Here is a 26,508-nt window from a genome sequence, read left to right as displayed (position 1 = left end):
GTTCCATGTTGAAAAACTTATACTTTCTAAGCTTTTAAAAAAAGAAAAAGCCTATGGAGAATAAAATCTTCCATAGGCTTTCTCGTCTATTGATATTACCACCAAACAATTGCTACAAACGTTAACACAACAATGAATCCAAAAATGGCTCCCGTATACATGAACATTTGTGGAATACCATGTCCTTTTTCATTCATGTGCATGAAGTAATACAACTGTAAGCCAACTTGCACAGCTGCAAAAAGCAGAAGCGTTGGGATAATCAAATACTTAGAAAATCCAGCTACGTCAGCTTGATAAGCCATAACCATTGAAAATGACATAATCGTTAAGAAAATCATAAGCGAGAACATCATAATCTGACCGCGCATTGACTTACGTGCGCGTCTTTGACCTAAGTTAAATTCAGCTGGTGACTTTTTATAAACTTGAACGTCAGACATATTAACCTATCACTCCCATCAAGTAGACTACAGTGAAGATGAATACCCAAACAACATCGATAAAGTGCCAGTATAACGAGAATGTATAGTACTTAGGCGCGTTATACAAGTTCAGTCCGCGCTTGGAGTTACGGAAGATGAGTAGCGTAAGCCAGACAAGTCCGATCGCTACGTGGAAACCGTGCGTACCAACAAGCGTATAGAATGCAGAACTGAATGCACTGTTATCAAACGTAAAGCCTAAATGTATATAGTGTACAAACTCATATACTTCGAGCGCAAGGAAACCAAGCCCAAGGAATGCAGTAATGACAAGCCATAGCTGCATTTTCTTGAAATCGTAGTTTTTCAAATGATACATCGCGTATACACTCGTCAAAGATGAAGTTAATAAAAGCAACGTCATGACGAAGACAAGCGGTAATTCAAAAAGCTCTTGTGTCGAAAATTCAAATCCACTTGGTCCTTTGTTCTTTAAAGCAAGATAGGTCGCAAAAAGCGTTGCGAACAAGATTGTCTCTCCGCCAAGGAACAGCCAGAATCCAACAAATTTATTCTTTGCCTCTAACGTTGCTTTTTCCGGATGATCAGGCCACGTCTCAGGGGTGAATTTTTTATTCAAATCCATTATTTTTGTCCCCCTTTACGTTTCATATCTCTTAAGATGTCTTCTTTCTTAACATAGAAGCCAAGATCGTCTTTCAATGAACGCATTGCCATAGCAGCGAAAGTCCATATAAGACCAATTACTAGTACTGCCATTCCCCATGATTCCTCAGTACGGAACATTGCTCCAAATCCTGCAATGAACAGCCCTAAACTTAACATGAATGGAATGAAAGAACCATTCGGCATATGGATATCTTGAACAGGTTCAGCCGGAGTAATTCCCGACAGATTACCTTCCATTTTTTCGATGTACACTGTATCAAGACCACGTACAAGTGGAGTCTGCGCAAAGTTATAGAATGGTGGTGGAGATTCAACCGCCCACTCTAGCGTACGCCCGTCACCCCAAGGGTCATTTGCTACACGTACATTTTTAATTGAAGTTACGATAATGTTATAAACCATAATCGTAATCCCAATAGCCATTAATAGTGCACCTACAGAACTAATTAAGTTTGCTGAGTTCCAACCTTGACCATTCATGTATGTAAATACACGACGCGGCATTCCCCAGAAGCCTAACCAGTGTTGAATAAGGAATGTTAAATGGAAACCGATAAAGAAGAACCAAAATGTAACTTTACCAAGTGCTTCATTTAGCATTGTACCGAACATCTTCGGCCAATATAGATGAGTACCCGCAAGTATACCAAATACAGTACCACCAACGATTACATAGTGGAAGTGAGCAACAACAAAGTATGTGTCATGCAATTGGTAATCAAGTGGTGCAGTACCTAGCATAACACCCGTAACTCCACCCATAACAAACGTTGGGATGAAACTCAACGCCCAAAGCATTGGTGTTGTTACTTTAATACTTCCGCCCCATATGGTTAGCAACCAGTTAAATATCTTAACCCCAGTAGGTATGGCAATAGCCATTGTCGCTACAGAGAAGATCGCGTTTGCTGTCGGCCCAAGACCAACTGTAAACATATGGTGAGCCCAAACCATGAAGCCTAGGAATCCAATAAGGACGGTAGCAAATACCATCGCTGAATAACCAAATAGTCTTTTTCGAGAGAAAATTGTGAAGATCTCCGAGAAAATACCGAATGCCGGTAAAATCAGAATATATACTTCAGGGTGACCAAATATCCAGAATATATGCTCCCATATAATGGTATTACCACCCATCACAGGATCGAAGAAGTTAGCACCAAACATTCTTTCAAATGTCAGAAGGAAAAGTCCTACTGTAAGTGGTGGGAATGCAAACAGAATCATAGCTGACGCAACGAACGTAGTCCATGTGAATAATGGCATACGCATATACGTCATCCCTGGTGCACGCATATTGATAATCGTTACGAGGAAGTTAATCCCTCCTATTAACGTACCACCACCGGCTATTTGAAGACCTATTGCATAAAAATCAACACCATGTCCTTCAGATGCCATTGCAAGCGATGCGTAAGATGTCCAACCTGCATCAGGAACTTGACCAAAGAACCATGATACGTTTAGGAATACTCCACCGAAGAAGAACATCCAAAAACCTAGTGAGTTAAGAAATGGGAATGCTACATCACGCGCTCCAATTTGGAGTGGCATAATGGCGTTCATAAATCCAATTAATATAGGCATGGCCGCCAGGAAGATCATCGTCGTTCCGTGCATCGTAATAATTTGGTTAAATATCCCTGCACTGACGAGATCGTTGTTTGGCGTTAAAAGTTGCAAACGAATGATCATTGCTTCTATACCGCCGACTATGAAGAAGAATCCTCCACCTAGGAGATAAAGGATACCGATCTTCTTATGGTCAACTGTTGTAAGCCAATCCCATAGCGTTGCGCCAAAACCTCTTTTTTGAGCAACTGAACTCAATTTGTTTACCTCCTCTTCAAATTCACGTTAATAGTTATTTTTCTACTGAAAGTCCCATGAGGTACTCAGCAATTGAATTTATTTCCTCGTTAGAAAGTTGTTTACCGAATGACGGCATCAAGTTTCCTGGCTTTTGTTTCTGAGTGTCTGAAATCCACTCAACCAAATTTTCTTGATCGTGATCCATAAAGCCAGCTACACGATTACGGTCACCAAATGACGCTAGGTTTGGTCCAACCGCTCCGCCTTCACCGACTGCAGATGTCGCATGACACATAATACAGCTTTGTTGGAATAATTCTTCACCTTGACCAGCTGCAGCAACATCTGTTGTTTCTTCACCAGTTGCTTGCATTGCTGTAACCCATTTGTCGAATTCAGCACGCGGTAATGATTTTACTTTGAAATCCATAAGTGCGTGTGATGGACCACAAAGCTCCGCACACTTCCCGTAAAACACTCCGTCTTGCACGTCTTTCGATTCTTTATCAAACGTTAAATAAAATTTGTTTACGTTTTCAACGTTTGTATCGAGTTTTCCTCCGATTGCCGGAATCCAGAAGGAGTGCTTAACATCTGCCGCAAGGAGGTTGAAATATACTTTTTCTCCAGTTGGTACAACAAGTTCTTGCGCTGTAACAATTCCGAGATTAGGATATTCAAATTCCCACCAGTATAACTTAGCCGTAACATCTACGACCAGATTTTCTGAATCGCCATCCTCGTTGACTTCATTCATCGCACTGACATCGCTTAGTTTATATGTGTAATAAACTGTAGGGACCGCTAGAAGTAAAACAAGGAGAACAGGAATAATCGTCCATACAAGTTCTAATGTATGGCTTCCTTCAACTTCTTTAGGAACAAAGTCCTCACCCAGTTTCGAGCGTCTGAAACGAACAATTGCAACTACATAAATAATCACTACTACTAGAATAACCAGTAACATGATTCCTGATGATAACATCAGCAATTTGAATTGATCTTTCCCGACTTGACCAGCCGGAAGAAGTGTGGATAGCCCTTCCTGACCACATCCCGCTAGAAACACGGTAAGAGCTGCTAATAAAGAAAAAAGACGCCACTTTTTGAGTCCTTTCATCATCGCTTAATGATACCTCTCTTTCTAAAAAAATGTTTTTCTTCTTGTGAGGACTGCTGACCTCTTTATATGAATTCCTATGCAAAGAAAGAATTCCAATATGTTAGATGAATATCGAGAAGATAATCATGGCCACAAAAAGGATCGTCATGTAATTCAATGAATAGATGAACATACCCGTTGCCCATTTTATATCATCTTTCGCTTTAAATCCTTTAAGTGCTAAATACAGCCACCCTATATTCAATGCGCTCGCAAGTACTAAGAAGCCTACCCCTAGCTCGGTAAGTAGAAACGGCAATGGAAATAAAAACAGTACCCATACCAACATCGATTTCTTCGTTCTTGCAAAACCTTTTACAACAGGTAGCATTGGAATATTTGCTGCACGGTATTCGTCTGTCCGACGCATCGCCAGCGCATAAAAATGCGGCGGTTGCCAAACAAACATAATCAGGAATAGCGCCAAGGCACCTGCACCAAGTGCTGGTTCAACCGCAGCCCATCCGATTAAAGGCGGAATTGCTCCCGAAACACTTCCAACTACTGTATTAGCTACGTGCCTACGTTTCGACCACATCGAATAGAGTACAACATAACTGAAGATACCTGCAAGTCCCCAAAGACCAGCTGCTATAGAAGCAGAAAACAATAGCACTTCGCCTACTACGATGAAAGTCAGCGCAAGTGTCAATACAGCCGGTGCCTTGAATCGCCCGGTAACTGTTGGTCTGGACTTTGTTCTCGTCATGACTGGATCAATATCCCGATCAATCAAATTGTTCAGTGCCGCAGATCCAGCAATTATCAATCCCGATCCGAGAAGAGCATAGACAAGCAAATCTATATTATGTAGAAAGTTTTTACCAGTGAACTGAAAAGCAAGAAATAGTCCCGTAAAAGTTGTGATCATGTTCGAATTAACAATGCCGATTTTAATGAGCGCAAGGAAGTCCTTATAAAGAGACACCGTCACTACATTCGATTCGACAGGTGTGGAAATTGTATGACCGTTTGACAAGTTACCCCTCCTTCCAAAGTTGTGAGCGTTAACCGCTACAGTTAACTATAGCGAAATTCGGGTAGTATTTCTATACATATACAAAATTTCTACCGAATTCCTTGAAATATCGACACATTTATTACTCAACACCCTCTATAGTAAATCATTTCGATGGGTCTTTTGTGAAGTTAAAGCGTCTTCTTTATGAACAATTTGTGAAAAGGACCATTACTGAGGCATTTTCAGCCAATCTTCGTTGTCTTTTTACTTATTTTTCGTTATCATCAAAAAAGCAGGGACCTTTTATACAATGGTCATCAATAAAAAAGTAGGTGTCAATTTTTTGAAATCTAATAGATATTTAAAATGGTTCGCAGTCGCATCGACAATAGGCATGCTTTTAATCTTACTTGGAGGGGCGCTTGTTACAAAAACCGATAGCGGCATGGGCTGCGGCAGACATTGGCCAGGATGTAACGGGCAACTTATTCCCGATGAGATTACCGCAGAAGTGCTTATTGAATTTTCACATCGGCTGGTAACTGGGTCTGTGGGAATCTTGATTGTCATATTAGCTGTCTGGTCATGGAAATCAATCGGACATATAAGGGAAACAAAATTCTTAGCAATCGCGGCCGTATTCTTCCTTATATTACAGGCATTGATTGGTGCCGCTCAAGTATTATGGGGTCAAGGTGATTTCATACTCGCGCTTCATTTTGGTATTTCTCTTTTAAGCTTTGCATCAGTCCTTCTATTAACCCTTCTCATATTTGAAGTGGATCGAAAGTTTGATGCAGATAAGTTACAAATAGGTAAACGATTGAAATGGCATACAATAGGCGTATCCGTTTACTCTTACTTTGTAGTTTATACTGGAGCACTCGTCCGTCATACAGAGTCTGGTCTTGCCTGCCTGGACTGGCCACTATGTCAGAACGCGGCATTCGCCCTTCCGCGTAACATGTTCGAGTGGGTTCAGATGGGTCACCGTACTGCCGCGGCATTTATTTTCGTCTGGTTATTAATCATCATGATCCATGCACTTCGTCATTACAAAAATCAACGCGTCATCTATTGGGGCTGGAGTATCGCATTTATACTTGTCGCACTCCAAGCAACAACAGGAATGTTGGTTGTTTTGACAAGACTAAACCTTTATATTGCTTTGCTTCATTCATTATTCATCACGTTGTTATTCGGTTTGTTAACGTACATGATTCTACTTGTATCAAGAAGTAAACTATCAAAATGAGTAGTAAGGACCAGCCCTTGGCCAGTCCTTACTACTTGTCTACCCAACTTATTAACAAAAATAACAAGAGCACCCGAATATAATTCGAGTGCTCTTGTTTTTATGTTAGTGCTCCAGTTCAACGAGCAAATCACCTGTAGCTATCGATTCTCCTGCAGCCACATATATTTCTTTTACTATACCATCGAAAGGTGCTTGTATCGTTGTCTCCATTTTCATAGCTTCTGTGATGAGCAAATGTTCTCCTCTTTTCACTTTCGCTCCCTTTGAGACTGCAACTTTCAAAACAGTTCCCGGCATAGTAGCAGCAATATGCGCAGCATTTGAGGTATCCGCTTTTTGTTTCCTAACTGCGACGGACTCTACACTCATATCTTCAATAATCACTTCACGCGGCTGTCCGTTCAATTCGAAATAGATGACTCTTGTTGCATCCGATTGCGGTTCGCTAATCGACACTAGCTTAACAATCAACGTTTTCCCTTTTTCAATCTCTACTTCGATTTCCTCGCCGAGACGCATCCCATATAGGAATTCAGGTGTATCAATAACAGATACATCACCGAACTGCTTATTCGTTTGCGAATATTCTTCGAAAACTTTCGGATAAAGGGCATAAGAAAGTACTTCATGGCTAGTAACTGGACGTTCCAATTTCACATTCAATTCATCCCGTAGCTTTTCAAAATTGACATCTTCCAATAATTCTCCAGGACGTACAGTAATCGCTTGGCGTTCTTTTAAAATAATCTTTTGTAGTTCTTCTGGGAATCCACCATATGGTTGGCCGATATATCCTTCGAAAAACTCAATAACTGATTCCGGGAAATCGATGGACTTTCCGCGTACAAGGACTGACTTTTCGTCAAGTTCGTTCTGTACCATAAACAAGGCCATATCGCCAACAACCTTCGATGAAGGTGTCACTTTCACAACATCTCCGAATAACAGGTTAACGCGAGAATACATGCTCTTCACTTCTTCCCAGCGCTCACCTAGACCTACCGCTTTCGCTTGTTGCTGTAAGTTTGAATACTGGCCACCAGGCATTTCATGTACATAGATTTCCGAATGCGGACTCATCATGCCACTTTCAAAGTGCTGATAATACTTCCGAACATCTTCCCAGTAGTACGATAAGTCTTCAAGTGATTTCACGTTTGCACGTACATTGCGTTTACCGCCTTGCAGCGCGTAGTGTAGCGAACTTGCCGACGGTTGTGAAGTTAGACCTGCCATTGATCCTAAAGCCGTGTCAACGATGTCTACGCCAGCCTCAATCGCTTTGGCATACATATAGATACCGTTTCCACTCGTATCATGCGAATGTAGGTGAATTGGAATGTCCACTGTTGCTTTCAATTCAGAAACAAGTCGATAAGCCGCCTCCGGTTTTAAAAGACCTGCCATATCTTTGATAGCAAGGATGTGGGCTCCAGCTGATTCAAGATCTTTTGCCATCTCTTTATAATAATTAACCGTATATTTCGCTCGGGAATCGTCAAGAATATCTCCTGTATAACAAATTGCCGCTTCGGCAACTTTCCCCGCATCCCGTGTTGCATCAATTGCAACTTCCATGCCTTTAATCCAGTTCAAGCTGTCGAAAATACGGAAGACATCGATCCCAGCATCCGCTGACTTTTTAACGAACTCACGGATGACATTGTCAGGATAATTTGTATAACCTACGGCATTTGCGCCGCGGAATAGCATTTGGAAAAGTACATTTGGAATTTGTTCTCGCAGTTTTAACAGCCTGTCCCAAGGATCTTCTTTCAGGAACCTATAAGCAACATCGAATGTTGCTCCGCCCCACATTTCATAAGAAAACAGGTCAGGCATCAGTCTTGCCGATTCAGCCGCAATTGACGTCATATCGGAAGTACGCACCCGTGTAGCCAACAATGATTGATGTGCATCGCGGAATGTTGTATCCGTCAAAAGTACATCGTCTTGTTCTTTAATCCATTTGATAAGCCCTTCAGCACCACGTTCATCCAAAATTTGTTTTGTACCCGGTTTTGGCGGTGTAAGAAGGTCAATTATCGGTTTTCTTACAGGATGTAGAACCGGCTTAGATTGTTTACCGATTCCCGGGAATCCATTAACAGTCACATTACCAATATAATTCAACATTTTCGTCCCACGGTCTTTGCGGTTCGGGAACAGGAATAATTCAGGTGTTGAATCAATAAAACTCGTATTATAGTTACCTGTTAAGAAGTTTTTGTGCTTCACAACATTCTCAAGAAACGGGATATTTGTTTTGATGCCACGAATCCGGAATTCCTGTAAATTCCTGTCCATTTTGGAAGCAGCTTCGCGGAAAGTCATACCCCATGTAGATACTTTAACAAGTAATGAATCATAGTACGGCGTGATGATAGCCCCTTGGAAACCGTTCCCCGCGTCAAGACGAACACCGAATCCTCCACCCGATCGGTAAACCGATAATTTACCAGTATCCGGCATGAAATCATTCAATGGATCCTCCGTTGTCACACGGGATTGGATTGCATATCCGAATAACGGAATCTTGTCTTGTGTTGGAATACCTGTTTCAGTAGCGTGAAGGTTTTTCCCGTCTGCAATATGAATTTGCGCGTGGACGATATCGATACCCGTCACCATTTCAGTAATTGTATGCTCAACTTGAATACGTGGATTTACCTCGATGAAATAAAATCGGCCATCCGATACGAGAAATTCTACGGTTCCCGCATTTTTATAATTAACATTTCGCATCACCTTTACTGCCGCATCGCAAATTGCTTCCCGTAATCCGTCTTCAAGTGAAATCGAGGGTGCTATTTCGACGACTTTCTGATGGCGACGCTGAATTGAGCAATCCCGCTCGAATAGATGAATGACATTGCCATATGTATCTCCAAGTATTTGTACCTCGATATGTTTTGGTTTATCGATGTATTTCTCGACATACACTTCATCAGATCCGAATGCAGATTTCGCTTCTGACCGCGCACGTTCAAAAGCCTCGTTGACTTCTTCCGCAGAATTCACAATCCTCATTCCGCGTCCTCCACCACCAAGAGATGCTTTAATGATGACAGGATAACCATTCGATTCGCCAAACATTGCGACTTCTCCGACTGTAGAAACCGGACCGTCACTACCTGGAATCACTGGAATTCCCGCTTTAACAGCCTGCTCACGTGCTTTTACTTTATCCCCAAACATATCCAGTTGCTTTGAACTTGGGCCGATGAAAATAATTCCTTCTTCTTCTAAACGCCTTGCAAATTCTGTGTTTTCAGCAAGAAATCCATAACCAGGATGGATCGCGTTCGCGCCACAATCTTTCGCTATCGCGATAATCCCTTCGATATCGAGATAAGCATCAATCGGCTTCTTACCTTCTCCGACTAGATAAGACTCATCTGCCTTGTAACGATGGAATGACCCACTATCTTCCGCTGAATAAATCCCCACCGTCGGTATATTCAATTCGGTACAAGCGCGAAAAACTCGTATTGCTATTTCTCCACGGTTGGCTACAAGAATTTTCTTAATCTGTTCCATCACAAGGCACTTCCTTTTCTAATTGTTTTTTTCATATTTTACGAACATTGAGACATTCGTTAATATTCCTAAAGCTAAAGATAACAGAATAACAGATGTACCGCCATAGCTAATAAACGGCAAAGTAACTCCTGTAAGCGGTATCAACCCCGTCAGGCCACCCAAATTAACGAATGTTTGAATTCCTATCATACTTCCAATTCCCGCCGCAAGCATGCGCGCATGGGGATCTTTTGCCTGAAGCGCAATAGATAAAGCCCTTAAGACGATGAAACCGAGTCCCCCTATTACGATAATAGCACCAAGAAGGCCTAATTCTTCTGAAATCACCGCCATAATGACATCTGTTTGCGGCTCTGGTAAGTAGCCCATTTTTTGAATAGAGTTACCAAGACCTCTCCCTTGCAAACCTCCAGAACCAATGGCAATATAGCCGTTCGCAATCTGATAGCCAGACCCTTGGATATAATCGAATGGGTTCAGGAATGATAGTATACGGCCAGCCCTACCTGGGGTCATAATCGATTCCCATTTGAAATAAAGGACAAGCGCAGCAAAGACAAGACCCACAGAAATTATCCCGCTAATTTTCATAAAGGTTCTTTTTTTAATACCGCTTGCTGCTAGGACCGAAAGTGCTGTGATGATTATAATGAACGAGCCTCCGATATCAGTCTCGAGCATAATAGAACCCACCGCTAATACTAAAATGACCACGGGCGGTAATATTGACTGGTTAATATTATCAATTGTGCCAGACTCATATTTTTTTGCGAAAACTCCTGAAAAATAGACAATTAAGACCAATTTCGCAACTTCTGAGGGTTGTAGATTACCAAAAGGCGTTTTTATCCAACTAGTGGCTCCAACATGATCACCTGTACCAACGAAATGGACCAGAAACAACAGAAATAGCATACCTATTACAGCAAAAATCATCAATTTTTTCCGTTTATAATTCTTGTACGGAAAAAAAGCCGCCAAAAAGAAAGCGGGAATGGCAAGTTTTAAATTTAACAACTGTTTTTGATAAAAAGAATCTGCCGGAAGATCATACCTACCTACCGCTACAACCATACTTGAACTGTATATCATGACAAGTCCGAACAGACAAAGTAACAGGTAGACAAAAAACAGTGGGAAATCAAAATAGCGGAATAGCTTTTTAGTATATGTTTTCATAGGGTTACCTCTTTTTCATTAAACAAAAAACTCAAACCATTATGTCAGTTTGAGTTTTCGGCTTATTTTCTCGTATATACTTCATGCAACACTGTCATTTCTTTCTCAAGTAAAGAAAGAATTTCATTGCCTTTCGGACGATCAATCAAACCTAGCTTTACAGCAAAGTCAATTTCACGAGACAAGCCATACATTTGTGTATCCAACACTTCTTCATAGAGTGGGCACTGCGGCATCGTCAAATGGTCCATCTGTACTTTTATAAGTTGACCAATCTTATCAGCATCAGCTTGAAGTTGCTTCAATGCCTTTTCCTGATACGTTTCCTTATTCGTTTCCTGCAATTCTATATCCATGAGGACGCCCCCATCAAACTTTTATTTCTTAATGGTTATTATCAATAAATTGTATCTTTCAAAACAGGAAAAAGCAAGCGTTTTCCCTTTGGCGTTTTACAAAACAAAAATACAAGTGCTAGTAACAGATGAACGAAGCCTAAATGCGCCACTCCCTGTAGCAACAGTACATAACCTATATCCTTCTCAAACAAATAATGCCGCCTCTTCAGCCCTTCTCATTGCCAGAGTCGCTATGGACTGATGTTAGGTAGTATTATCTTTATGTTACAACTTATCCATAGGACAAATTTCTCTAGTTTCCTAAGCCATCGAAAAGCAAAAGCTTTTCCTTGAGACATCAAAGCGTTATACTAGAAACAAAAGATAATTTAATTCAAGTAGGGGGATATTCATTTGGAATCAATAATTCCGATTAAAGGAAATGTACGTCATGTCATCACACTTGACCCGACCGTGTGGATTTTCGATGATCGTCGCGTTGATTTGAAAACGTACTTTACAGAAAGTCACATCGAAAAAGATGAACTAGAAGAATATAAAAGAGCTATGGGGAAACATTGGTCCCGTGAAATAATGGAAGGCGCAACGTTCCCGCCTACCCTGGAAACAGAAAAAAAGTTTGAAAAACGAAAAGTCCTTACTGGAACATACGGCATCCAATTGCGTCACTTTTTAAAAATCGCGGAGCCTGCCGAAAATGCACGAACATTAGCATTTGAAACATCAGACGGGGAAAGTCACTCATTCCCACTTACGAAAGTCGATGATATCATTTTCAAATTCAGCGACGAGGGTAAGCCGCTACTTGAGGGCGGGCCCGTGCATGTTGTCTTCAAAGACGGTTCGAACAATGATAATCCGATTCGCAACGTCATTGCGATCCGAGTTGACTGAAGGAGGATTTCCAATGCGTGTAAAATGTGTCATCTGTGACAACATCGGGCAACTTCCAGACGATTTGCCACTAGCAAAAACACTCCGGAATCGCCCTATCCATACGTATATGTGTCAGGAATGTAATAATCGGATTGCCGAAAAGACGATTGCACGAATCGCGACTGGAAATTTCATTTTCTACCGAAGTTCCCAGTCAATCGAAAAAGATTTCTGAGAAAAGCGTAAGGCGCCTGAAGCCTAGACACTGTTCCGTGTCGAAAACTTATACATTCTTACACATGTGTTGATTAACCAAAGTTAACCAAAAAATAACTTAGTCAAATACTAGGCGTCCCGAGTACGGTTGCTTTGGATTGAACAACCCCTATACCAGTACCGAGATATCTTAATGTGTAGGGATGCGACTTCGTCGCATCCCTACACATTTTTTCGGTAATCGTATGAGTGTCCTTCATCCGTCGCGCTCCAAATGCATAAGTAAACGTAATGCTGAAGCTTTTTGGGAACGCGACAGGCAACTATTCGCAACAGAATTACTGAAAAAAGTGTGGCTAGAAGTGACGGATTCACTTCTAGCCACACTAGGGTCCCTCGGTAAAGGTGTCGTGATTATTCAGCCGAAAGCGAACCGGAAACGATCCAATGAAAATGGATTTCCCCAAGCCCTACTCACCAGTATTTGATACAAATAGATAATTAATCAACAGACGTGACTTTCTTATATTCTAAAAAAGAAGACTCCATCAGATGATGGAGTCTTCTTTTTTCTCTTTATACTCATTCATCCTGCGCACTCGGTAGATGATTAAAATAAGAGCCGCCACGATGAGAGCCTCCACGATCGGGAGGAAAAAGCCAAGAAACGTCAAAATTAGACAGCCGATAAACAAGAAGGCATAGATCAGCAAAGTCTGTAAAGGCCTCAGTTTTCTAGCAAATCCCAGTTTATAAACAATTGCCGACATGAGGAAGACGAGGGCAAAAAGTACATAACCGGCAGCCGTATAGGAAGGCATCACTTCGTATATAAAGCGTGCAATACCCGACATCTTTCCGAATACGAACTCTGTATCGCCAACACTAGCACTCATTCAACACATTCCCTTCTGTAAAGCTTTTCTATAGGTCGGAATAGTAATAATCCCGTCACCGTTAAAGGACCTCAGAAAGCCGCACCTGACCTATCAGTCGACTAGACCTGTATGAGGTAAGGCACTCAAGATGCTTTCTTTTACTAAGATCACTTATGTTTAAACAGCGATTATTTCTTTTTCTGAACACGTTCGCGTTCGTTTTTATCAAGTATCTTCTTACGAAGTCTGATCGATACTGGCGTCACTTCACAATACTCGTCATCACCTAGATATTGTAACGCTTCTTCAAGCGACATAATACGTGGTTTTTTAGTTGTAACTGTTTGGTCTTTAGAAGCTGAACGTACGTTTGTCGCTTGTTTAGCTTTTGTTAAGTTGATTGTCAAATCGCTTTCGCGCGTATTTTCACCAACAACCATCCCAGCATAGATTTCAGTTCCAGCACCAACGAACATAATACCGCGGTCTTCTAGCTGCATGATGCTGTAAGGCGTAGCTGTACCGTTCTCCATTGAAACAAGAACACCGTTTCTGCGGCCGCCGACTTTACCTTTTGCCATTGGCTGGTAAGAATCAAACGTATGGTTCATAATTCCGTAACCTCTTGTCAATGTAAGGAATTCAGTTGAATACCCAATCAATCCACGCGCAGGTACATTGAATATTAGACGAACTTGTCCATTACCATTGTTGATCATATCAAGCATTTCGCCTTTACGCTCACCAATCGACTCGATAATAGAGCCTGTATGCTCTTCAGGAATATCAATTTGTAAACGTTCGATAGGCTCACAACGAACACCATCTACTTCTTTCACGATTACTGTTGGTTTCGAAACTTGCAATTCAAATCCTTCACGGCGCATGTTTTCAATAAGAATAGAAAGGTGAAGCTCTCCGCGTCCTGAAACAGTCCATGCATCAGGCGAATCAGTTGGATCTACACGAAGAGATACATCTGTTTGCAATTGTGATTGAAGGCGTTCGTCAATTTTTCTTGACGTTACCCATTTACCTTCTTTACCTGCAAACGGGCTATTGTTTACAAGGAATGTCATTTGTAACGTTGGTTCGTCAATGAACAACTCTGGAAGTGCTTCCAGATGATCTGCCGGACAAATTGTTTCACTAACGTCAATGTTCTCCATTCCAGATACCGCAACAAGATCTCCTGCGAAAGCTTCTTGGATATCAACGCGTTTCAAACCAAGGAATCCAGACATTTTCGTAACACGATAGTTTTTGACAGTACCATCACGTTTTATAACGGCAACCGACTGTCCGACTTGCATCGTTCCACGGAAAATCCGTCCGATACCGATACGGCCAACATAATCGCTGTAGTCAAGAAGTGATACTTGGAACTGTAAAGGCTCGTCTCTATTATCGATTGGAGCAGGGATATGTTCTAGAATTGCGTCATATAGTACACGCAACGTTTCTTCTTGTGTTGAAACGTCTGGTGATAAGCTTGCAGTACCGTTGAATCCTGATGCATAAATAACTGGGAATTCAAGTTGTTCATCATTCGCATCAAGTTCGATGAATAATTCAAGAACTTCATCAACTACTTCTTCCGGGCGTGCAAATTCACGGTCAATTTTATTAACGACAACGATTGGTTTCAAGTTCTGCTCAAGCGCTTTTTTCAATACGAAACGCGTTTGTGGCATACACCCTTCGTATGAGTCGACAACAAGAATTACACCATCTACCATTTTCAAGATACGTTCCACTTCTCCGCCGAAATCTGCGTGACCTGGTGTATCCAAAATGTTGATTTTTGTATCTTTATATTCAATTGCCGTATTCTTTGCAAGAATCGTAATTCCGCGTTCACGTTCAATTTCATTTGAGTCCATTGCACGATCATCTACTTGTTCGTTAGAACGGAAGATTCCCGATTGTTTTAAAAGTTGATCGACAAGCGTCGTTTTTCCGTGGTCGACGTGGGCGATAATTGCTATGTTACGTAAGTCACTTCTAAGTTTAGTCATGATTTCACTCCATTATTCTTTTTTCAGTTGATTAACTGTGTTATTATAGCACATGTAAAGATAATTCGAAAACATTTAATTGTAGATGGAGGTATTTTTTTGAAAAACATCAAATGGATTTTCGTTTTTTACTCCATTGCCGCTATCGCTTCAATGTGTGCAATCGGCGTTGCAGTCGGTATGAGCAGCCCCACGATTGCGATTGTAGCCATCGTTGCATTGATTCTAATTATGGGTAACGGATTTAAAACGAAAAAGAAATATAGAGAACAAGGCCTACTTTAATAACATTCTTTTCAAATGTGACGTTTCATGGTAATCGTAGTATTCGATGCCTGTAACGTCCTTTTTTTTATTGTTTTAGGTCAATATAGTTTGTCACTATATCTTGATGCAATCCAGGCCTCGCGACTATAAATGTATCCTGCCCAAGAAGGTGCGGGAAATCCCCTTTCATGTTTGTTGCAACTGCACCGACCTCCTGCGCAATAACAATGCCCCCAGCAACATCCCATGGCGACAGCCTCATAGACATGTATGCATCCAGCCTACCTGACGAGACATACGCCAACTCGAGCGCTGCCGAGCCATATGATCTTGTCCCTCTACACGTTCTAATCAGTTCAATAATTTTTTCGTTGTCAACGAAGTGATTCGGAGCCACCCAACTGGCATTAATACCAATAACGGCTTCTTCTAGTGGTGTAATCTCCAATTGCGGTAGCCGTTCATCATTGAAATAAGCCCCTTCATCTTTAGCAGCATGATAAAAATCATCGCGCATTACATCATAAATATAACCAAGCATACCGACGCCTTCTGCATATATTCCGAGAGAGATGGCAAAGTTCCGTTTTTGGTGGATGAAATTCATCGTTCCGTCAATTGGGTCAAGCATCCAAACGACCCCATCAAGCGTCTGAACGACATCGCCAAATCCTTCTTCACCGAGAATCTTATGGTCAGGAAAATCTCTTTTAATCCTGCTGATGAAGAATTGTTCGATTTCTTTATCAATATTTGTCACAAGGTCATTCGCACTCGATTTTGTATCGATATCGATTTGATTGAAAAAAGACACGCGAATTTTATGACCCGCTTCTTTTATCAACGACTTTGCATAACGATCAATAATTCCCCACTTCATAAAGCCACCCCTTCCAAACGACTATCTATAGTACACTATATCGAAAAAGGCATCCCATTACACTATCCCTGTTTCTAAAGGATGTGTATGGATGCCTTTTCTGGTCCGACAATCAGAATCATGCGAAGCCATTAAGTATCTCCAGCTCACGGTGAATTTCCATAAGCCTATGCTTGCTTTTCATTTTTTGCTTTGCATCATCTTCTTGCACAGCATCGAAAAGTGTTGCAAGTTCATAATCGAGTTCTAGGTTAAGTAGCTTCACATATTCTTTCTCTACATCGGCTTTGCGAATAACATGGACGACTTGTTTCATAGTTGACACCCCTTTTTCAGTATATAGTCCAAATTTTCCGTTAGTTATACTTAAAATATGCTACGACCAGAGTTCGCTCTAGTTATAAGCCTTGTTACTAAAGATTGTTCCCCTTTTTCTGTTATGATAAACGTGTAAATGTAATTGGGGGTAATGAAAATGGTTGGTCTTTTTTGGGAAAAAGATGATTTTGATGTATTTTCAATTGAAGGGCTAGAAAAGCGGATGGAAGCATTGCAAAATCGAATCCAACCCAAGTTTGGAACTCTAGGTATGCATTTTGCGGACCGCCTTTCAGCACATGGGACTGATGAGTTTTTTCCACATGTCGCAAAACACGCAAGACGGACAGTAAATCCACCAAATGACAGTTGGGTCGCCTTCGCACCTGCTAAACGTGGCTACAAAGCATTGCCTCACTTTCAGATTGGCTTATGGGGGTCACATTTATTCATTATTTTAGCGGTAATTTATGAGAATTCAGATAAAAAAGGGATTGCTGAGCGTCTAGATAGCAAATTGGATGTTTTAACTAGCCTCCCTGGTACTTATATCGTTTCTGGTGATCATATGAAACCCGAAGCTACAACTATCGAACAAGCGGGGGACGTTGGACTCGAACAACTTTTAGAGCGGTTACAAACTGTCAAAAAAGCGGAGTTCCTTGTCGGTCGGCATTTACCACGTGAAGACGCCGTTAAACTTTCCACCGAAGAATTCATGGCATTTGCAGAAGAGACTTTTGACCAACTGCTACCTGTTTATGATGTAGTTATTAATAAAAGATAAAAGCGTAAGCGCCTTGGTAGACCCCGAAAAGCGCTGGAAGGCCTTAAGAGAAAGGCGCTCTTTGCCTTTAACTTAAGGACTGAAGCGACAGAGGAAGGCAGCTTAGGATCGCGACATCCTGTCGCAACAAGGAGGGATGCAGTTTCAATCCCTCCCCACTGCATGACCCACGTCGTGTGTGCCCAGGGGCTAGGCGCTGGAGTCTAGATACTGCTCCAGGTGAAAACCTTATACTTCTTAGCATTAGATAAAAGGAATGCTCCCGCTTAACGCGAGGGCATTCCTTTTATTATTTCTTCACCACTTGTATCTTTCGCCATTTGAACAACACGGTAACAGACGTAACCGCTCGCTTCCTCAAATTCCTTGCACAATGTTTTTTCTTCCGCCATGGAAGGAACCACTTTTTTGAATCCCCGATATGCCTCCATCAGTTTTTCTCCTGCAATTCCTGATTCATATGCTTTTTCAACCGCCTCATAAAATGCCGCTACTGCGATAATTTCTGTGGTCGACCAATCATGCCTAATTGGATAATTATAATCCATGCTAAATCGCTCCCTTTACTCTCTTTAGTTCCATCTTTTACGAATTGTTTCCGCCTCATTCACCATACGCTCAACTAATTCTGCAACGGATGGTACATCGTTAATAAGCCCAGCAACCTGACCCGCCCATCCATAACCATTATTGGCATCTCCATCATGAATAAAACGGCGATTCGCTTCGCCACTGATTAAATCTTTCATCGCTTCATAATCAGCATTTTTAGCTTCCATGTCAATTATTTTCTTCGTCCAACTTCCCGTTAATGCTCGAGCGGGTGCTCCTAGTGTTCTTTTAATAACAGTCGTATCGGTTTCACTACTTGCAAGAAGTAGATTGATATAAGCTTGAGATGCATGGACACACTCTCTCGTCGCAATGAATCTTGTTCCCATCTCAATCCCCTCGGCGCCTAATGCCTGAGCGGCCATCCAACCGCGACCATCCCCGATACCACCGGATGCAATAACTGGGATTGAAACAGCATCGACAACCTGTGGAACAAGTACCATCGTTCCGATATCGTCACGCCCAAGATGTCCCCCACCTTCTTGTCCAACAACCATAACTGCATCAGCTCCGAGTGATTCCGCTTTCTGAGCCTGCCTTTTTGCAGCAACTAGCACAAGCTTTTTAACGTTGGTATTTTGAAGTTGGGCAAAAAATGGCGCGGGATTCCCACCCGTTACCGACATTACTGTAACGCCTTCCTCCAGAGCAGCTTCCACCATATGGGCATATGGACGTCCATGTTGTCCAATCGCAAAGTTCACGCCGAACGGTTTAACAGTCAGCGTTTTTACTTTTTTAATTTCAACGCGCAGTGCATCTGCTGAATCCAAACTCATTGCCGTAATTTGTCCAAGTCCACCTGCTTCCGAGACGGCAGCAGCAAGTTGGGCATAAGCCAAGTAAGCGAGTCCCCCTTGAATGATTGGATAATTGATATCGAGCAGTTCCGTTACTTTTGTTTTCCATTCCATTTGAATGCCTCCCCCGTTACTCCACTGACACTCTTCTTCATCCCCATCTACTAAACCTGCAAACAAAAGGCAGAAAAAGCTAGGTCACACGGATCCACATACCTGTTTCATAGTCCGATTCAAACTAAAAAAACCATCTACGAGGATATCTTGCTACCTCATAGACGGTCTTAATCACTGACTCTAGAAAATTATTTCGTAATCATATGAATTGGTTTACCTAAAGCGACTTCAGCCGCTTCCATTGAAATTTCACTCAATGTTGGGTGAGCATGAATTGTCATTGCAACATCTTCAAGCGTCATTCCTGCTTCGATTGCAAGTGCAAGTTCAGCGATCATATCTGATGCACTTTCACCCACAATTTGTGCTCCAAGTAGAAGCCCGTCTTCTTTACGTGATACAAGTTTGACGAAACCTTCAGAAGCATCAAGTGCAAGTGCACGTCCATTAGCTGCAAACGGGAATTTCCCTACTACTGTTTCATAACCTTCTTCTTTTGCCTGTTGCTCGTTCAAGCCAACAGCTGCAAGTTCAGGATCAGTGAAACAAACGGCAGGAATCGCCAAGTAGTCAACTTCAGACTTCTCGCCTGAAATTGCTTCTGCTGCAATTTTAGCTTCATAAGAAGCTTTGTGTGCAAGCTGAAGTCCTGGAACGATATCACCGATTGCATAGATATTTGGAATGCTTGTACGGCATTGTTTGTCGACTTCGATAAGACCGCGCTCAAGGAACTTGATGCCCATCTCTTCTAATCCGATTTCATCCGTATTTGGACGACGACCTACAGTAACCAGTACGTAATCAGCTTCGACTTTCTTCTCTTCTCCGCCTACTTCGTATGTAACTGTAACACCAGTAGCTGTCTCTTCAACGCCTTTAGCAGACGCTTTAACAACAACTTCGACGCCTTTTTTCTTCAAGCCTTTTTTAACAATTTGTGTCATTTGTTTTTCAAAACCTGCAAGAATGTCATTGCCGCCTTCAATAATCGTTACTTCAGATCCAAGATTTGCATATGAAGATCCTAGCTCAGTACCGATATAACCGCCACCGATAACGACAAGTTTACCCGGTAATTCTGTAAGACTCAAAGCACCTGTTGAATTGATAACGCGTTTCGTAAATTTGAATGTCGGGATTTCAATCGGACGTGAACCCGTTGCAATGATTGCATTTTTGAATTTATATGTTTGCGCAGAACTTTCGTCCATCACACGTACTGTGTTACTATCGACGAAATAAGCTTCACCTTGAACATAATCAACCTTGTTGCCTTTAAGAAGTCCTGCAACTCCGCCAGTCAACTTGCTGACTACACTATCTTTGAACGCTTGTGCTTTAGTGAAATCTAGTTTCACTTCTGTCGCTGTAATTCCCATTGAATCGGAATTTTTGGCATTGGCATAACGATGTCCAACAGCAATTAGCGCTTTAGAAGGAATACATCCTACGTTCAAACACACGCCACCAATATCGCCTTTTTCAACAACGATTACTTTTTGGCCTAATTGTGCCGCACGAATTGCTGCGACATATCCTCCCGGTCCAGAACCTACGACAAGTGTATCTACTTCGATTGGAAAGTCTCCTACTACCATTGTTTACGCCTCCATTAATAAAAGTTCCGGATTTGCGAGCAATCTCTTAAGGTGATTCAGCGCGTGTTGTGCAGTAGCGCCGTCGATCATCCGGTGATCGAATACCAATGACAATGCTAACATAGGTGCCGCTACAATTTCACCATTTTTCACAACTGGTTTTTCTGCGATACGACCAATTCCAAGAATTGCAACCTCAGGATGATTAATGATAGGTGTAAACCATTGTCCTCCTGCAGACCCAATATTCGTGATGGAACAAGAAGCACCCTTCATTTCAGCAGGTGATAATTTACCATCGCGTGCTTTTACGGCAAGGCTATTGATTTCATCAGAAATTGCGAAGATTGATTTACGGTCTGCATGCTTGATAACCGGAACAAGAAGTCCGCGGTCAGTGTCCGCAGCGATACCAATATTGTAATAATGCTTCTGAACAATTTCTTGTGTAGCATCATCGAGTGAGCTATTGAACGCTGGGAATTCACGCAATGTCGAAACAAGTGCTTTTACGACATAAGGCAAATACGTCAGTTTGATATCTTTTTCTGCAGCAATGTCTTTGAACTTTTTGCGATGTGCAACGAGTTCGGTAACATCCACTTCGTCAAGCAACGTAACATGCGGAGCAGTGTGTTTTGAATTGACCATCGCTTTTGCAATTGCTTTTCGGATTCCAGACATTTTTTCGCGTGTTTCAGGGAAATCGCCTTCAAGATGAACTGGAACCGGAGCTGAAGTTTCTTGCGCAACGCTTTCAGCTTGACCATCTTGATCCGCCACTGCTGGAGTTGCCGCTTGTGTTTGTCCACCATTCTTGAATGACTCGATATCTTCTTTCAAGATGCGGCCGTTTTTGCCTGATCCTGCAACTTGCTGAATTTCGACACCTTGCTCACGCGCAAATTTACGCACGGAAGGCATTGCAATAATGCGGCGATTCGGATCGACGTCTGTTTGTGCTTGCACACTTGCAGTCGGGGCAGCTACTTTTGTAGTTGCTTCTTCCTTAGGCGCCTCTTCTTTTTCAATCGGTTGACTCGCTTCAGCTGTTGCTTGAACTTGTGCTTCAGTTTCTGCGTTGTCATCCTCTTCAGATTTCACATTTTCATAACCAGGTGCATCGAAGCGAATCAATACATCCCCTACGACTGAAACTGTTCCTTCGGAAACGAGTATTTCTTCAACAGTACCCGTAACCGGTGATGGAATTTCCACAACTGCTTTATCGTTTTGGATTTCAAGAAGTATGTCATCTTCATTGATCTTATCGCCTTTAGCGACGAACCATTTTACGACTTCACCTTCATGGATTCCTTCTCCGATATCTGGTAAACGGAATTCAAATGCCACGTGATTCACCCTTTCTTAATTGATACCTTTTTAGAACGTCAATACTTTTTTAGCTGTTTCAATAATATCTTTCGCATTCGGAAGCCAAGCATTTTCACCTTGCGCAAATGGATAAATAGTATCCGGTGCAGTTACGCGAAGAACAGGTGCTTCAAGGCTTAGAATTGCGCGTTCTGTAATTTCAGCTACGATATTCGCAGCGATTCCTGCTTGTTTCTGCGCTTCTTGTACAACGATTGCACGGTTTGTTTTTTCAACAGATGCAATGATTGTTTCGATATCCATTGGTTGAATTGTACGCAAGTCGATAACTTCTACAGAGAAGCCTTCTTTTTCAAGCTCTTCAGCCGCTTTCAAACTTTCGTGAACCATTGCGCCGTACGTGATAATTGAAAGGTCTTTCCCTTCACGTTTCACATCCGCTTTCCCAAGTGGAATCGTGTACTCTTCTTCAGGAACTTCTTGTCTGAATGAACGGTACAGTTTCATATGTTCAAGGAAGATGACCGGATTGTCGTCGCGGATTGCAGAAATCAGTAACCCTTTCGCGTCATATGGAGTTGAAGGGATAACAACTTTCAAACCAGGCTGTGAAGCTACGAGACCTTCAAGGCTGTCAGCGTGCATCTCAGGTGTTGCTACGCCGCCTCCGAATGGTGAGCGGATTGTAACAGGTGCATTAAAACGACCTGCACTACGGAAACTCATGCGCGCAAGTTGACCACTAACTGAGTCAATTACTTCATAAAGGAAACCAAAGAACTGAATTTCCATAACTGGACGGTAGCCTGTGAATGCCAACCCGATTGCTAGTCCACCAATACCAGATTCTGCAAGCGGTGTATCGAATACACGCACTTCGCCAAATTCTTTTTGCAAGCCTTCAGTTGCACGGAAGACTCCTCCGTTATTTCCAACGTCTTCACCGAAGACGAGGACGTTTTCATCATTTTTCAGCTCCGTACGTAGAGCATCAGTTATTGCTTGAATCATCGTCATTTGTGCCATCGGTTACTTCGACTCCTTCTCTGTGTAAATGGCTAGTTGTTCCTGCAAGTTGTATGGCAGGTCGCCTTTGTACATGATGTTGATAAAATCGCTTACTTTTTGTTTAGGAGCTGCATCAGCTATTTTGATTGCTTCTTTAATTTCTTCTTTAGCGCGTTCAATTACTACATTTTCTTGTTCTTCATTCCAGATACCTTTTGCTTCTAGGTATGTACGGAAACGGATTAACGGATCGCGTTTTTCCCACTCGCTGTCTGTTTCTGAAGTACGGTAACGCGTAGGATCGTCTCCTGCCATCGTATGTGGCCCGTAGCGGTAGCAAAGCGCCTCGATTAGTGTTGGTCCATCGCCATTGATTGCGCGCTCGCGTGCGTCACGTGTAACCGCATACACCGCAAGAGGGTCCATACCGTCAACAAGAACACTTGGTATACCTGCTGCAATACCTTTTTGTGCAAGCGTTTTTGCAGCTGTTTGCATGTCACGTGGAGTCGAAATAGCAAATTGGTTATTCTGAATGATGAAGATTGCTGGAGAACGATATGCTCCTGCAAAGTTAATCCCTTCATAGAAGTCACCCTGCGATGTACCACCGTCACCTGTGTATGTCATAGCAACTGCTTTCGTTCCGCGTTTTTGGAAGCCAAGTGCAATGCCGGCTGCTTGAATATATTGTGCACCGATAATGATTTGTGGCGGGAATACGTTGACGCCTTCTGGAATATTACCACCTTGGAAATGGCCGCGTGACCATAAAAATGCCGTTGATAACGGTAATCCGTGGAATAACATTTGTGGAACGTCACGATAACCTGGAAGGATGAAATCCTCTTTCTCAAGTGCAAATTGTGAAGCAAGTTGTGAAGCTTCCTGCCCCGCTGTCGGTGCATAGAATCCTAGACGTCCTTGACGGTTCAACGAAATTGAACGTTGATCCAAAATACGTGTATATACCATACGAGTCATTAACTCAATGAGTTCTTCATCGGATAAATTCGGATCTGCATCCTTATTAACGATTTCGCCTTCTTCGTTCAAGATCTGGAACATTTCAAACTTTTCTTCAATCGCGTGAAGTGTTTCCACCGGATCGAACTGCTTGTCTTTTTTGGCAGCCATTTCGGCAACTCTCCTTTATAACTGTATTATGAACCATTAGTGTATTGATTGGTACAATCTATTCCCTTCACAGTATATCTAATCAGAACTGAATGGTCAAACATAGTAATCGCATGTACCTTTGCAGATAATGGCTATTAGAATTGATTGTCATTATCAAACTGTATTAGCACAATAAGACGTCTGTATTATAATAGAATACCATTTTCCCGCACTTTATATTTATAGAAAAAAGCATAGAATTAACTCTACTGCCTCACTACTGCTTATTCTTCTTTCTGTAAATTAGAGAAAGTGTCGTCCTTTAACACATTCACTTTGACCGTCGCATCATTAAAAGAGATAACTGCTGTATGGACTAACTCATTCTGTTCATTCACTTCGCCGACCTTATCCTTAAGTTCCTTTAGTTCAACTTCCTCAGCAACTAGCATTCCGTATAACTCCTCTTGAAGACTGGTAAGTTTTTTATATTCAACAACAAAGGCTGAATGGAGCTCATATCGGTTAGTTACAGCTTCTTTCAGCTCTTCTATACTTTTTTCAACAGCTCCATCTGTTTGTTCAATGATTGCATCGAGTTCGTCCACGGATTTGCTTGCTTTACTTATGGACTTTTCTTCTCCTTCTATATGAGTAAGTCGTTGTCCCAGCAATTCTTCAAGCTCAGCTACCTTTATTTTCAGCTCACCTAACTGTTGTTGCGTCAATTCCATCGTCTGTTTGAATAATTCCTGTTCCGATTTTTCAAGCTCCGTCAATTCAGCTTGCGCATCCTTATATGCTTGTTCGGCATTATTCATCTTTGTTATAGTAGCTGACAGTTGCGTTTTAATCGTCGAGTCAGAACTACACCCTGAGAGCACCAAAGTTACCGCTAATATGTATCCAATGATAGATTTCTTCAAAATTGCCGACCTCCAATTTCCCTCTACACTATAACGTTTTATATTTCACTATTCAACTTCGCGTTCAATTTCTTCCACCCCTATTCACATTCGTTTATACTATTGAATAGAGTAAAACCGAAAGGAAGATTGCACGATGATTTTAATGGAACATATTGTTAGGGAAGGACACCCTGCTCTCCGCAAACGAGCCGAAGAATTAAGTTTCCCATTGTCCGATGTTGACCGGAAACTTTGCGAAGATTTGATGGGGTACGTTATAAATAGTCAAGATCCCGAACTGAGTGAAAAGTTCGACCTCCGCCCCGGAATCGGCCTGGCCGCACCACAATTGGATAAATCGAAAAGAATATTTGCACTCCATATTACAGATGATGTTCAACAAGCAATTAGTTTTATTGCTGTTAATCCAAAAATCGTCAGTCACTCTATCGAAAAAACCTATCTTCCTTCAGGTGAAGGTTGCCTGTCAGTAGATCGCGATGTAGAAGGATATGTACCTCGTTATGCACGGATTACAATTAAAGCCTATGATCCCGATGGCCATGAATTCAAAAAAAGATTGAAAGGACTTGCCGCTATTGCTTTTCAACACGAACTTGATCACTTGAATGGTGTCATGTTCTATGACCATATTGATAAAGAAGTACCTTTTAAGGATATTCCCGGTGCTACCCCACTTGTACGCGATTGAAATGTTTTCTGTGTAAACAGAGCGAAGTTGAACGGAACCTTTATATCCTACATGCTCCTAGAGTTTGTTCAGTTTGTAGTATGTTGCCAAGTGTGTGGTACCAACTACTGCCACAATTTGAAGGGCAGTAGCTGATACCCCCCAAGTTACTGGTGATTACTTGGATCTTTCGACTACTCTTTTAAATAACGGATGGATCTTTCGACTATGTCGAAAATCCTACTTGACACAATGTTCTGAATATAGTATAATGATTTCGAGGAGTGATGTCGCCATGTACAAACGCCTAAAACGAAAATGGTTGAAACGGCTAAATGGCATACTCGGAAAAAAAACTATCGCTTAATTATGTTAAGTCCGCCATCAAATTGGTGGGCTTTTCTTTATTTTAAAGAGGTGTCATGCTAATATAAAGAGAATCAGTTCAAACGAACGTAAAAAGGAGAGCAAACGATGATTTATAAAATCTATTATCAAGATAACTTGCTTCAAATACCAGTCCGTGAAAATACGAAAAGCATGTACATCGAGGCGGATTCGGAAAGGTCAGTCCGTGCGAAGTTGAAAGATCGTGCTTTTAACATCGAATTTATCCAACTTCTTGAAGGTGTTCATCTTGAATACGAACAGGCTGCACCCTATTTCGAGCTTGAAGAGGTTTAAG

The 26,508-nt window shown here is 41.8% G+C and carries 26 protein-coding genes; 7 read left to right on the top strand and 19 right to left on the bottom strand.

What is annotated here, in order from left to right:
- Nucleotides 1–95: 95 nt before the first annotated feature.
- From MKZ26_RS20555 to cyoE, 5 genes are all read right to left on the bottom strand, one after another.
- The gene (locus tag MKZ26_RS20555) at nt 96–443 is read right to left on the bottom strand and encodes a cytochrome C oxidase subunit IV family protein (RefSeq protein WP_067211550.1); all 348 of its coding nucleotides are present in this window, start codon (nt 441–443) and stop codon (nt 96–98) included.
- Nucleotide 444: 1 nt separating this feature from the next.
- On the bottom strand, nt 445–1,071 hold the full coding sequence (locus MKZ26_RS20550; RefSeq protein WP_340767390.1) for a cytochrome c oxidase subunit 3: 627 nt from the start codon (nt 1,069–1,071) through the stop codon (nt 445–447).
- On the bottom strand, nt 1,071–2,945 hold the full coding sequence (gene ctaD / locus MKZ26_RS20545; RefSeq protein ID WP_340767389.1) for a cytochrome c oxidase subunit I: 1,875 nt from the start codon (nt 2,943–2,945) through the stop codon (nt 1,071–1,073). Before ctaD ends, MKZ26_RS20550 begins: the two co-directional genes overlap by 1 nt.
- 34 nt (nt 2,946–2,979) lie before the next feature.
- The gene (gene coxB / locus MKZ26_RS20540; RefSeq protein ID WP_340767388.1) at nt 2,980–4,050 is read right to left on the bottom strand and encodes a cytochrome c oxidase subunit II; all 1,071 of its coding nucleotides are present in this window, start codon (nt 4,048–4,050) and stop codon (nt 2,980–2,982) included.
- 100 nt (nt 4,051–4,150) lie between these two features.
- Nucleotides 4,151–5,068: a heme o synthase gene (gene cyoE, locus MKZ26_RS20535; RefSeq protein ID WP_067211558.1), complete on the bottom strand. Its 918-nt coding sequence runs from the start codon at nt 5,066–5,068 to the stop codon at nt 4,151–4,153.
- Between the two features lie 325 nt (nt 5,069–5,393).
- Between cyoE and MKZ26_RS20530 the strand changes: the two genes are divergently transcribed.
- Nucleotides 5,394–6,305 carry a COX15/CtaA family protein gene (locus tag MKZ26_RS20530; protein ID WP_067214026.1) on the top strand — a complete coding sequence of 304 codons (912 nt, stop codon included), beginning with the start codon at nt 5,394–5,396 and terminating at the stop codon, nt 6,303–6,305.
- 105 nt (nt 6,306–6,410) lie between these two features.
- On the opposite strand, the gene pyc is transcribed toward MKZ26_RS20530, so the two are convergent.
- From pyc to MKZ26_RS20515, 3 genes are all read right to left on the bottom strand, one after another.
- Nucleotides 6,411–9,848 (bottom strand): pyruvate carboxylase, encoded by a 3,438-nt coding sequence (pyc, locus tag MKZ26_RS20525; protein WP_187045464.1) that lies wholly within the window; start codon nt 9,846–9,848, stop codon nt 6,411–6,413.
- 18 nt (nt 9,849–9,866) lie between these two features.
- Nucleotides 9,867–11,030, bottom strand: coding sequence for an FtsW/RodA/SpoVE family cell cycle protein (locus MKZ26_RS20520; protein ID WP_067211561.1), 1,164 nt, complete (start codon nt 11,028–11,030; stop codon nt 9,867–9,869).
- A 62-nt stretch (nt 11,031–11,092) separates the two neighbouring features.
- Complete coding sequence (locus MKZ26_RS20515) at nt 11,093–11,386, bottom strand: YlaN family protein (RefSeq protein ID WP_067211564.1); 294 nt, start codon at nt 11,384–11,386, stop codon at nt 11,093–11,095.
- Nucleotides 11,387–11,782: 396 nt separating this feature from the next.
- Here MKZ26_RS20515 and MKZ26_RS20510 point away from each other — a divergent pair, with 396 nt between their 5' ends.
- Nucleotides 11,783–12,283 (top strand): peptidyl-prolyl cis-trans isomerase, encoded by a 501-nt coding sequence (locus MKZ26_RS20510; RefSeq protein ID WP_187045465.1) that lies wholly within the window; start codon nt 11,783–11,785, stop codon nt 12,281–12,283.
- Nucleotides 12,284–12,296: 13 nt separating this feature from the next.
- Nucleotides 12,297–12,500: a YlaI family protein gene (locus MKZ26_RS20505; protein ID WP_340767387.1), complete on the top strand. Its 204-nt coding sequence runs from the start codon at nt 12,297–12,299 to the stop codon at nt 12,498–12,500.
- Between the two features lie 529 nt (nt 12,501–13,029).
- Here MKZ26_RS20505 and MKZ26_RS20500 read toward each other — a convergent pair.
- Both MKZ26_RS20500 and typA read right to left on the bottom strand, forming a co-directional pair.
- Nucleotides 13,030–13,377, bottom strand: coding sequence for a YlaH-like family protein (locus MKZ26_RS20500; RefSeq protein WP_067211573.1), 348 nt, complete (start codon nt 13,375–13,377; stop codon nt 13,030–13,032).
- A 170-nt stretch (nt 13,378–13,547) separates the two neighbouring features.
- On the bottom strand, nt 13,548–15,377 hold the full coding sequence (gene typA / locus MKZ26_RS20495; RefSeq protein ID WP_067211576.1) for a translational GTPase TypA: 1,830 nt from the start codon (nt 15,375–15,377) through the stop codon (nt 13,548–13,550).
- A gap of 99 nt (nt 15,378–15,476) precedes the next feature.
- Here typA and MKZ26_RS20490 point away from each other — a divergent pair, with 99 nt between their 5' ends.
- Nucleotides 15,477–15,662 carry a YlaF family protein gene (locus MKZ26_RS20490; protein WP_067211578.1) on the top strand — a complete coding sequence of 62 codons (186 nt, stop codon included), beginning with the start codon at nt 15,477–15,479 and terminating at the stop codon, nt 15,660–15,662.
- Between the two features lie 67 nt (nt 15,663–15,729).
- Here the strand turns inward: MKZ26_RS20490 and MKZ26_RS20485 are convergent, their stop codons facing one another.
- The gene (locus MKZ26_RS20485) at nt 15,730–16,524 is read right to left on the bottom strand and encodes an inositol monophosphatase family protein (protein WP_067211581.1); all 795 of its coding nucleotides are present in this window, start codon (nt 16,522–16,524) and stop codon (nt 15,730–15,732) included.
- A gap of 118 nt (nt 16,525–16,642) precedes the next feature.
- On the bottom strand, nt 16,643–16,840 hold the full coding sequence (locus MKZ26_RS20480) for a hypothetical protein (RefSeq protein WP_067211583.1): 198 nt from the start codon (nt 16,838–16,840) through the stop codon (nt 16,643–16,645).
- A gap of 159 nt (nt 16,841–16,999) precedes the next feature.
- Here MKZ26_RS20480 and MKZ26_RS20475 point away from each other — a divergent pair, with 159 nt between their 5' ends.
- Nucleotides 17,000–17,629, top strand: a complete 630-nt coding sequence (locus tag MKZ26_RS20475) for a YktB family protein (RefSeq protein ID WP_340767386.1) — start codon at nt 17,000–17,002, stop codon at nt 17,627–17,629.
- A gap of 266 nt (nt 17,630–17,895) precedes the next feature.
- Here the strand turns inward: MKZ26_RS20475 and MKZ26_RS20470 are convergent, their stop codons facing one another.
- The 7 genes from MKZ26_RS20470 to MKZ26_RS20440 all read right to left on the bottom strand — a co-directional run bounded on the left by MKZ26_RS20470 (nt 17,896) and on the right by MKZ26_RS20440 (nt 25,150).
- Nucleotides 17,896–18,177 carry a UPF0223 family protein gene (locus MKZ26_RS20470; protein WP_067211588.1) on the bottom strand — a complete coding sequence of 94 codons (282 nt, stop codon included), beginning with the start codon at nt 18,175–18,177 and terminating at the stop codon, nt 17,896–17,898.
- Between the two features lie 24 nt (nt 18,178–18,201).
- Nucleotides 18,202–19,158 (bottom strand): NAD(P)H-dependent flavin oxidoreductase, encoded by a 957-nt coding sequence (locus MKZ26_RS20465; RefSeq protein WP_340767385.1) that lies wholly within the window; start codon nt 19,156–19,158, stop codon nt 18,202–18,204.
- A 191-nt stretch (nt 19,159–19,349) separates the two neighbouring features.
- Complete coding sequence (gene lpdA, locus MKZ26_RS20460) at nt 19,350–20,762, bottom strand: dihydrolipoyl dehydrogenase (RefSeq protein WP_067211592.1); 1,413 nt, start codon at nt 20,760–20,762, stop codon at nt 19,350–19,352.
- Nucleotides 20,763–20,765: 3 nt separating this feature from the next.
- On the bottom strand, nt 20,766–22,115 hold the full coding sequence (locus MKZ26_RS20455; protein WP_340767384.1) for a dihydrolipoamide acetyltransferase family protein: 1,350 nt from the start codon (nt 22,113–22,115) through the stop codon (nt 20,766–20,768).
- 30 nt (nt 22,116–22,145) lie between these two features.
- Nucleotides 22,146–23,123 carry an alpha-ketoacid dehydrogenase subunit beta gene (locus tag MKZ26_RS20450; RefSeq protein ID WP_187045468.1) on the bottom strand — a complete coding sequence of 326 codons (978 nt, stop codon included), beginning with the start codon at nt 23,121–23,123 and terminating at the stop codon, nt 22,146–22,148.
- Nucleotides 23,124–23,126: 3 nt separating this feature from the next.
- Nucleotides 23,127–24,242 carry a pyruvate dehydrogenase (acetyl-transferring) E1 component subunit alpha gene (gene pdhA / locus MKZ26_RS20445; protein ID WP_067211600.1) on the bottom strand — a complete coding sequence of 372 codons (1,116 nt, stop codon included), beginning with the start codon at nt 24,240–24,242 and terminating at the stop codon, nt 23,127–23,129.
- A 266-nt stretch (nt 24,243–24,508) separates the two neighbouring features.
- Entirely contained in the window at nt 24,509–25,150 is a 642-nt protein-coding gene (locus tag MKZ26_RS20440; protein ID WP_340767383.1) for a YkyA family protein, read from the bottom strand.
- 136 nt (nt 25,151–25,286) lie between these two features.
- Between MKZ26_RS20440 and def the strand changes: the two genes are divergently transcribed.
- The gene (gene def / locus MKZ26_RS20435; protein WP_340767382.1) at nt 25,287–25,844 is read left to right on the top strand and encodes a peptide deformylase; all 558 of its coding nucleotides are present in this window, start codon (nt 25,287–25,289) and stop codon (nt 25,842–25,844) included.
- A 453-nt stretch (nt 25,845–26,297) separates the two neighbouring features.
- Nucleotides 26,298–26,507 carry a DNA-dependent RNA polymerase subunit epsilon gene (locus tag MKZ26_RS20430; protein WP_067211608.1) on the top strand — a complete coding sequence of 70 codons (210 nt, stop codon included), beginning with the start codon at nt 26,298–26,300 and terminating at the stop codon, nt 26,505–26,507.
- Nucleotide 26,508: the final 1 nt, after the last annotated feature.

Source organism: Sporosarcina sp. FSL K6-6792 (assembly GCF_038004885.1).
In the GTDB taxonomy this organism is placed as follows: domain Bacteria; phylum Bacillota; class Bacilli; order Bacillales_A; family Planococcaceae; genus Sporosarcina; species Sporosarcina psychrophila.
This window is presented reverse-complemented; position numbering and strand designations above follow the sequence as displayed.

What these genes read in the sequence shown, in the direction of transcription:
- MKZ26_RS20555 (WP_067211550.1), bottom strand. Translation starts at nt 443, where the DNA reads ATGTCTGACGTTCAAGTTTATAAAAAGTCACCAGCTGAATTTAACTTA.
- MKZ26_RS20550 (WP_340767390.1), bottom strand. Translation starts at nt 1,071, where the DNA reads ATGGATTTGAATAAAAAATTCACCCCTGAGACGTGGCCTGATCATCCG.
- coxB (WP_340767388.1), bottom strand. Translation starts at nt 4,050, where the DNA reads ATGATGAAAGGACTCAAAAAGTGGCGTCTTTTTTCTTTATTAGCAGCT.
- pyc (WP_187045464.1), bottom strand. Translation starts at nt 9,848, where the DNA reads ATGGAACAGATTAAGAAAATTCTTGTAGCCAACCGTGGAGAAATAGCA.
- MKZ26_RS20520 (WP_067211561.1), bottom strand. Translation starts at nt 11,030, where the DNA reads ATGAAAACATATACTAAAAAGCTATTCCGCTATTTTGATTTCCCACTG.
- MKZ26_RS20515 (WP_067211564.1), bottom strand. Translation starts at nt 11,386, where the DNA reads ATGGATATAGAATTGCAGGAAACGAATAAGGAAACGTATCAGGAAAAG.
- MKZ26_RS20505 (WP_340767387.1), top strand. Translation starts at nt 12,297, where the DNA reads ATGCGTGTAAAATGTGTCATCTGTGACAACATCGGGCAACTTCCAGAC.
- MKZ26_RS20500 (WP_067211573.1), bottom strand. Translation starts at nt 13,377, where the DNA reads ATGAGTGCTAGTGTTGGCGATACAGAGTTCGTATTCGGAAAGATGTCG.
- typA (WP_067211576.1), bottom strand. Translation starts at nt 15,377, where the DNA reads ATGACTAAACTTAGAAGTGACTTACGTAACATAGCAATTATCGCCCAC.
- MKZ26_RS20485 (WP_067211581.1), bottom strand. Translation starts at nt 16,524, where the DNA reads ATGAAGTGGGGAATTATTGATCGTTATGCAAAGTCGTTGATAAAAGAA.
- MKZ26_RS20480 (WP_067211583.1), bottom strand. Translation starts at nt 16,840, where the DNA reads ATGAAACAAGTCGTCCATGTTATTCGCAAAGCCGATGTAGAGAAAGAA.
- MKZ26_RS20475 (WP_340767386.1), top strand. Translation starts at nt 17,000, where the DNA reads ATGGTTGGTCTTTTTTGGGAAAAAGATGATTTTGATGTATTTTCAATT.
- MKZ26_RS20470 (WP_067211588.1), bottom strand. Translation starts at nt 18,177, where the DNA reads ATGGATTATAATTATCCAATTAGGCATGATTGGTCGACCACAGAAATT.
- MKZ26_RS20465 (WP_340767385.1), bottom strand. Translation starts at nt 19,158, where the DNA reads ATGGAATGGAAAACAAAAGTAACGGAACTGCTCGATATCAATTATCCA.
- lpdA (WP_067211592.1), bottom strand. Translation starts at nt 20,762, where the DNA reads ATGGTAGTAGGAGACTTTCCAATCGAAGTAGATACACTTGTCGTAGGT.
- MKZ26_RS20450 (WP_187045468.1), bottom strand. Translation starts at nt 23,123, where the DNA reads ATGGCACAAATGACGATGATTCAAGCAATAACTGATGCTCTACGTACG.
- pdhA (WP_067211600.1), bottom strand. Translation starts at nt 24,242, where the DNA reads ATGGCTGCCAAAAAAGACAAGCAGTTCGATCCGGTGGAAACACTTCAC.
- def (WP_340767382.1), top strand. Translation starts at nt 25,287, where the DNA reads ATGATTTTAATGGAACATATTGTTAGGGAAGGACACCCTGCTCTCCGC.
- MKZ26_RS20430 (WP_067211608.1), top strand. Translation starts at nt 26,298, where the DNA reads ATGATTTATAAAATCTATTATCAAGATAACTTGCTTCAAATACCAGTC.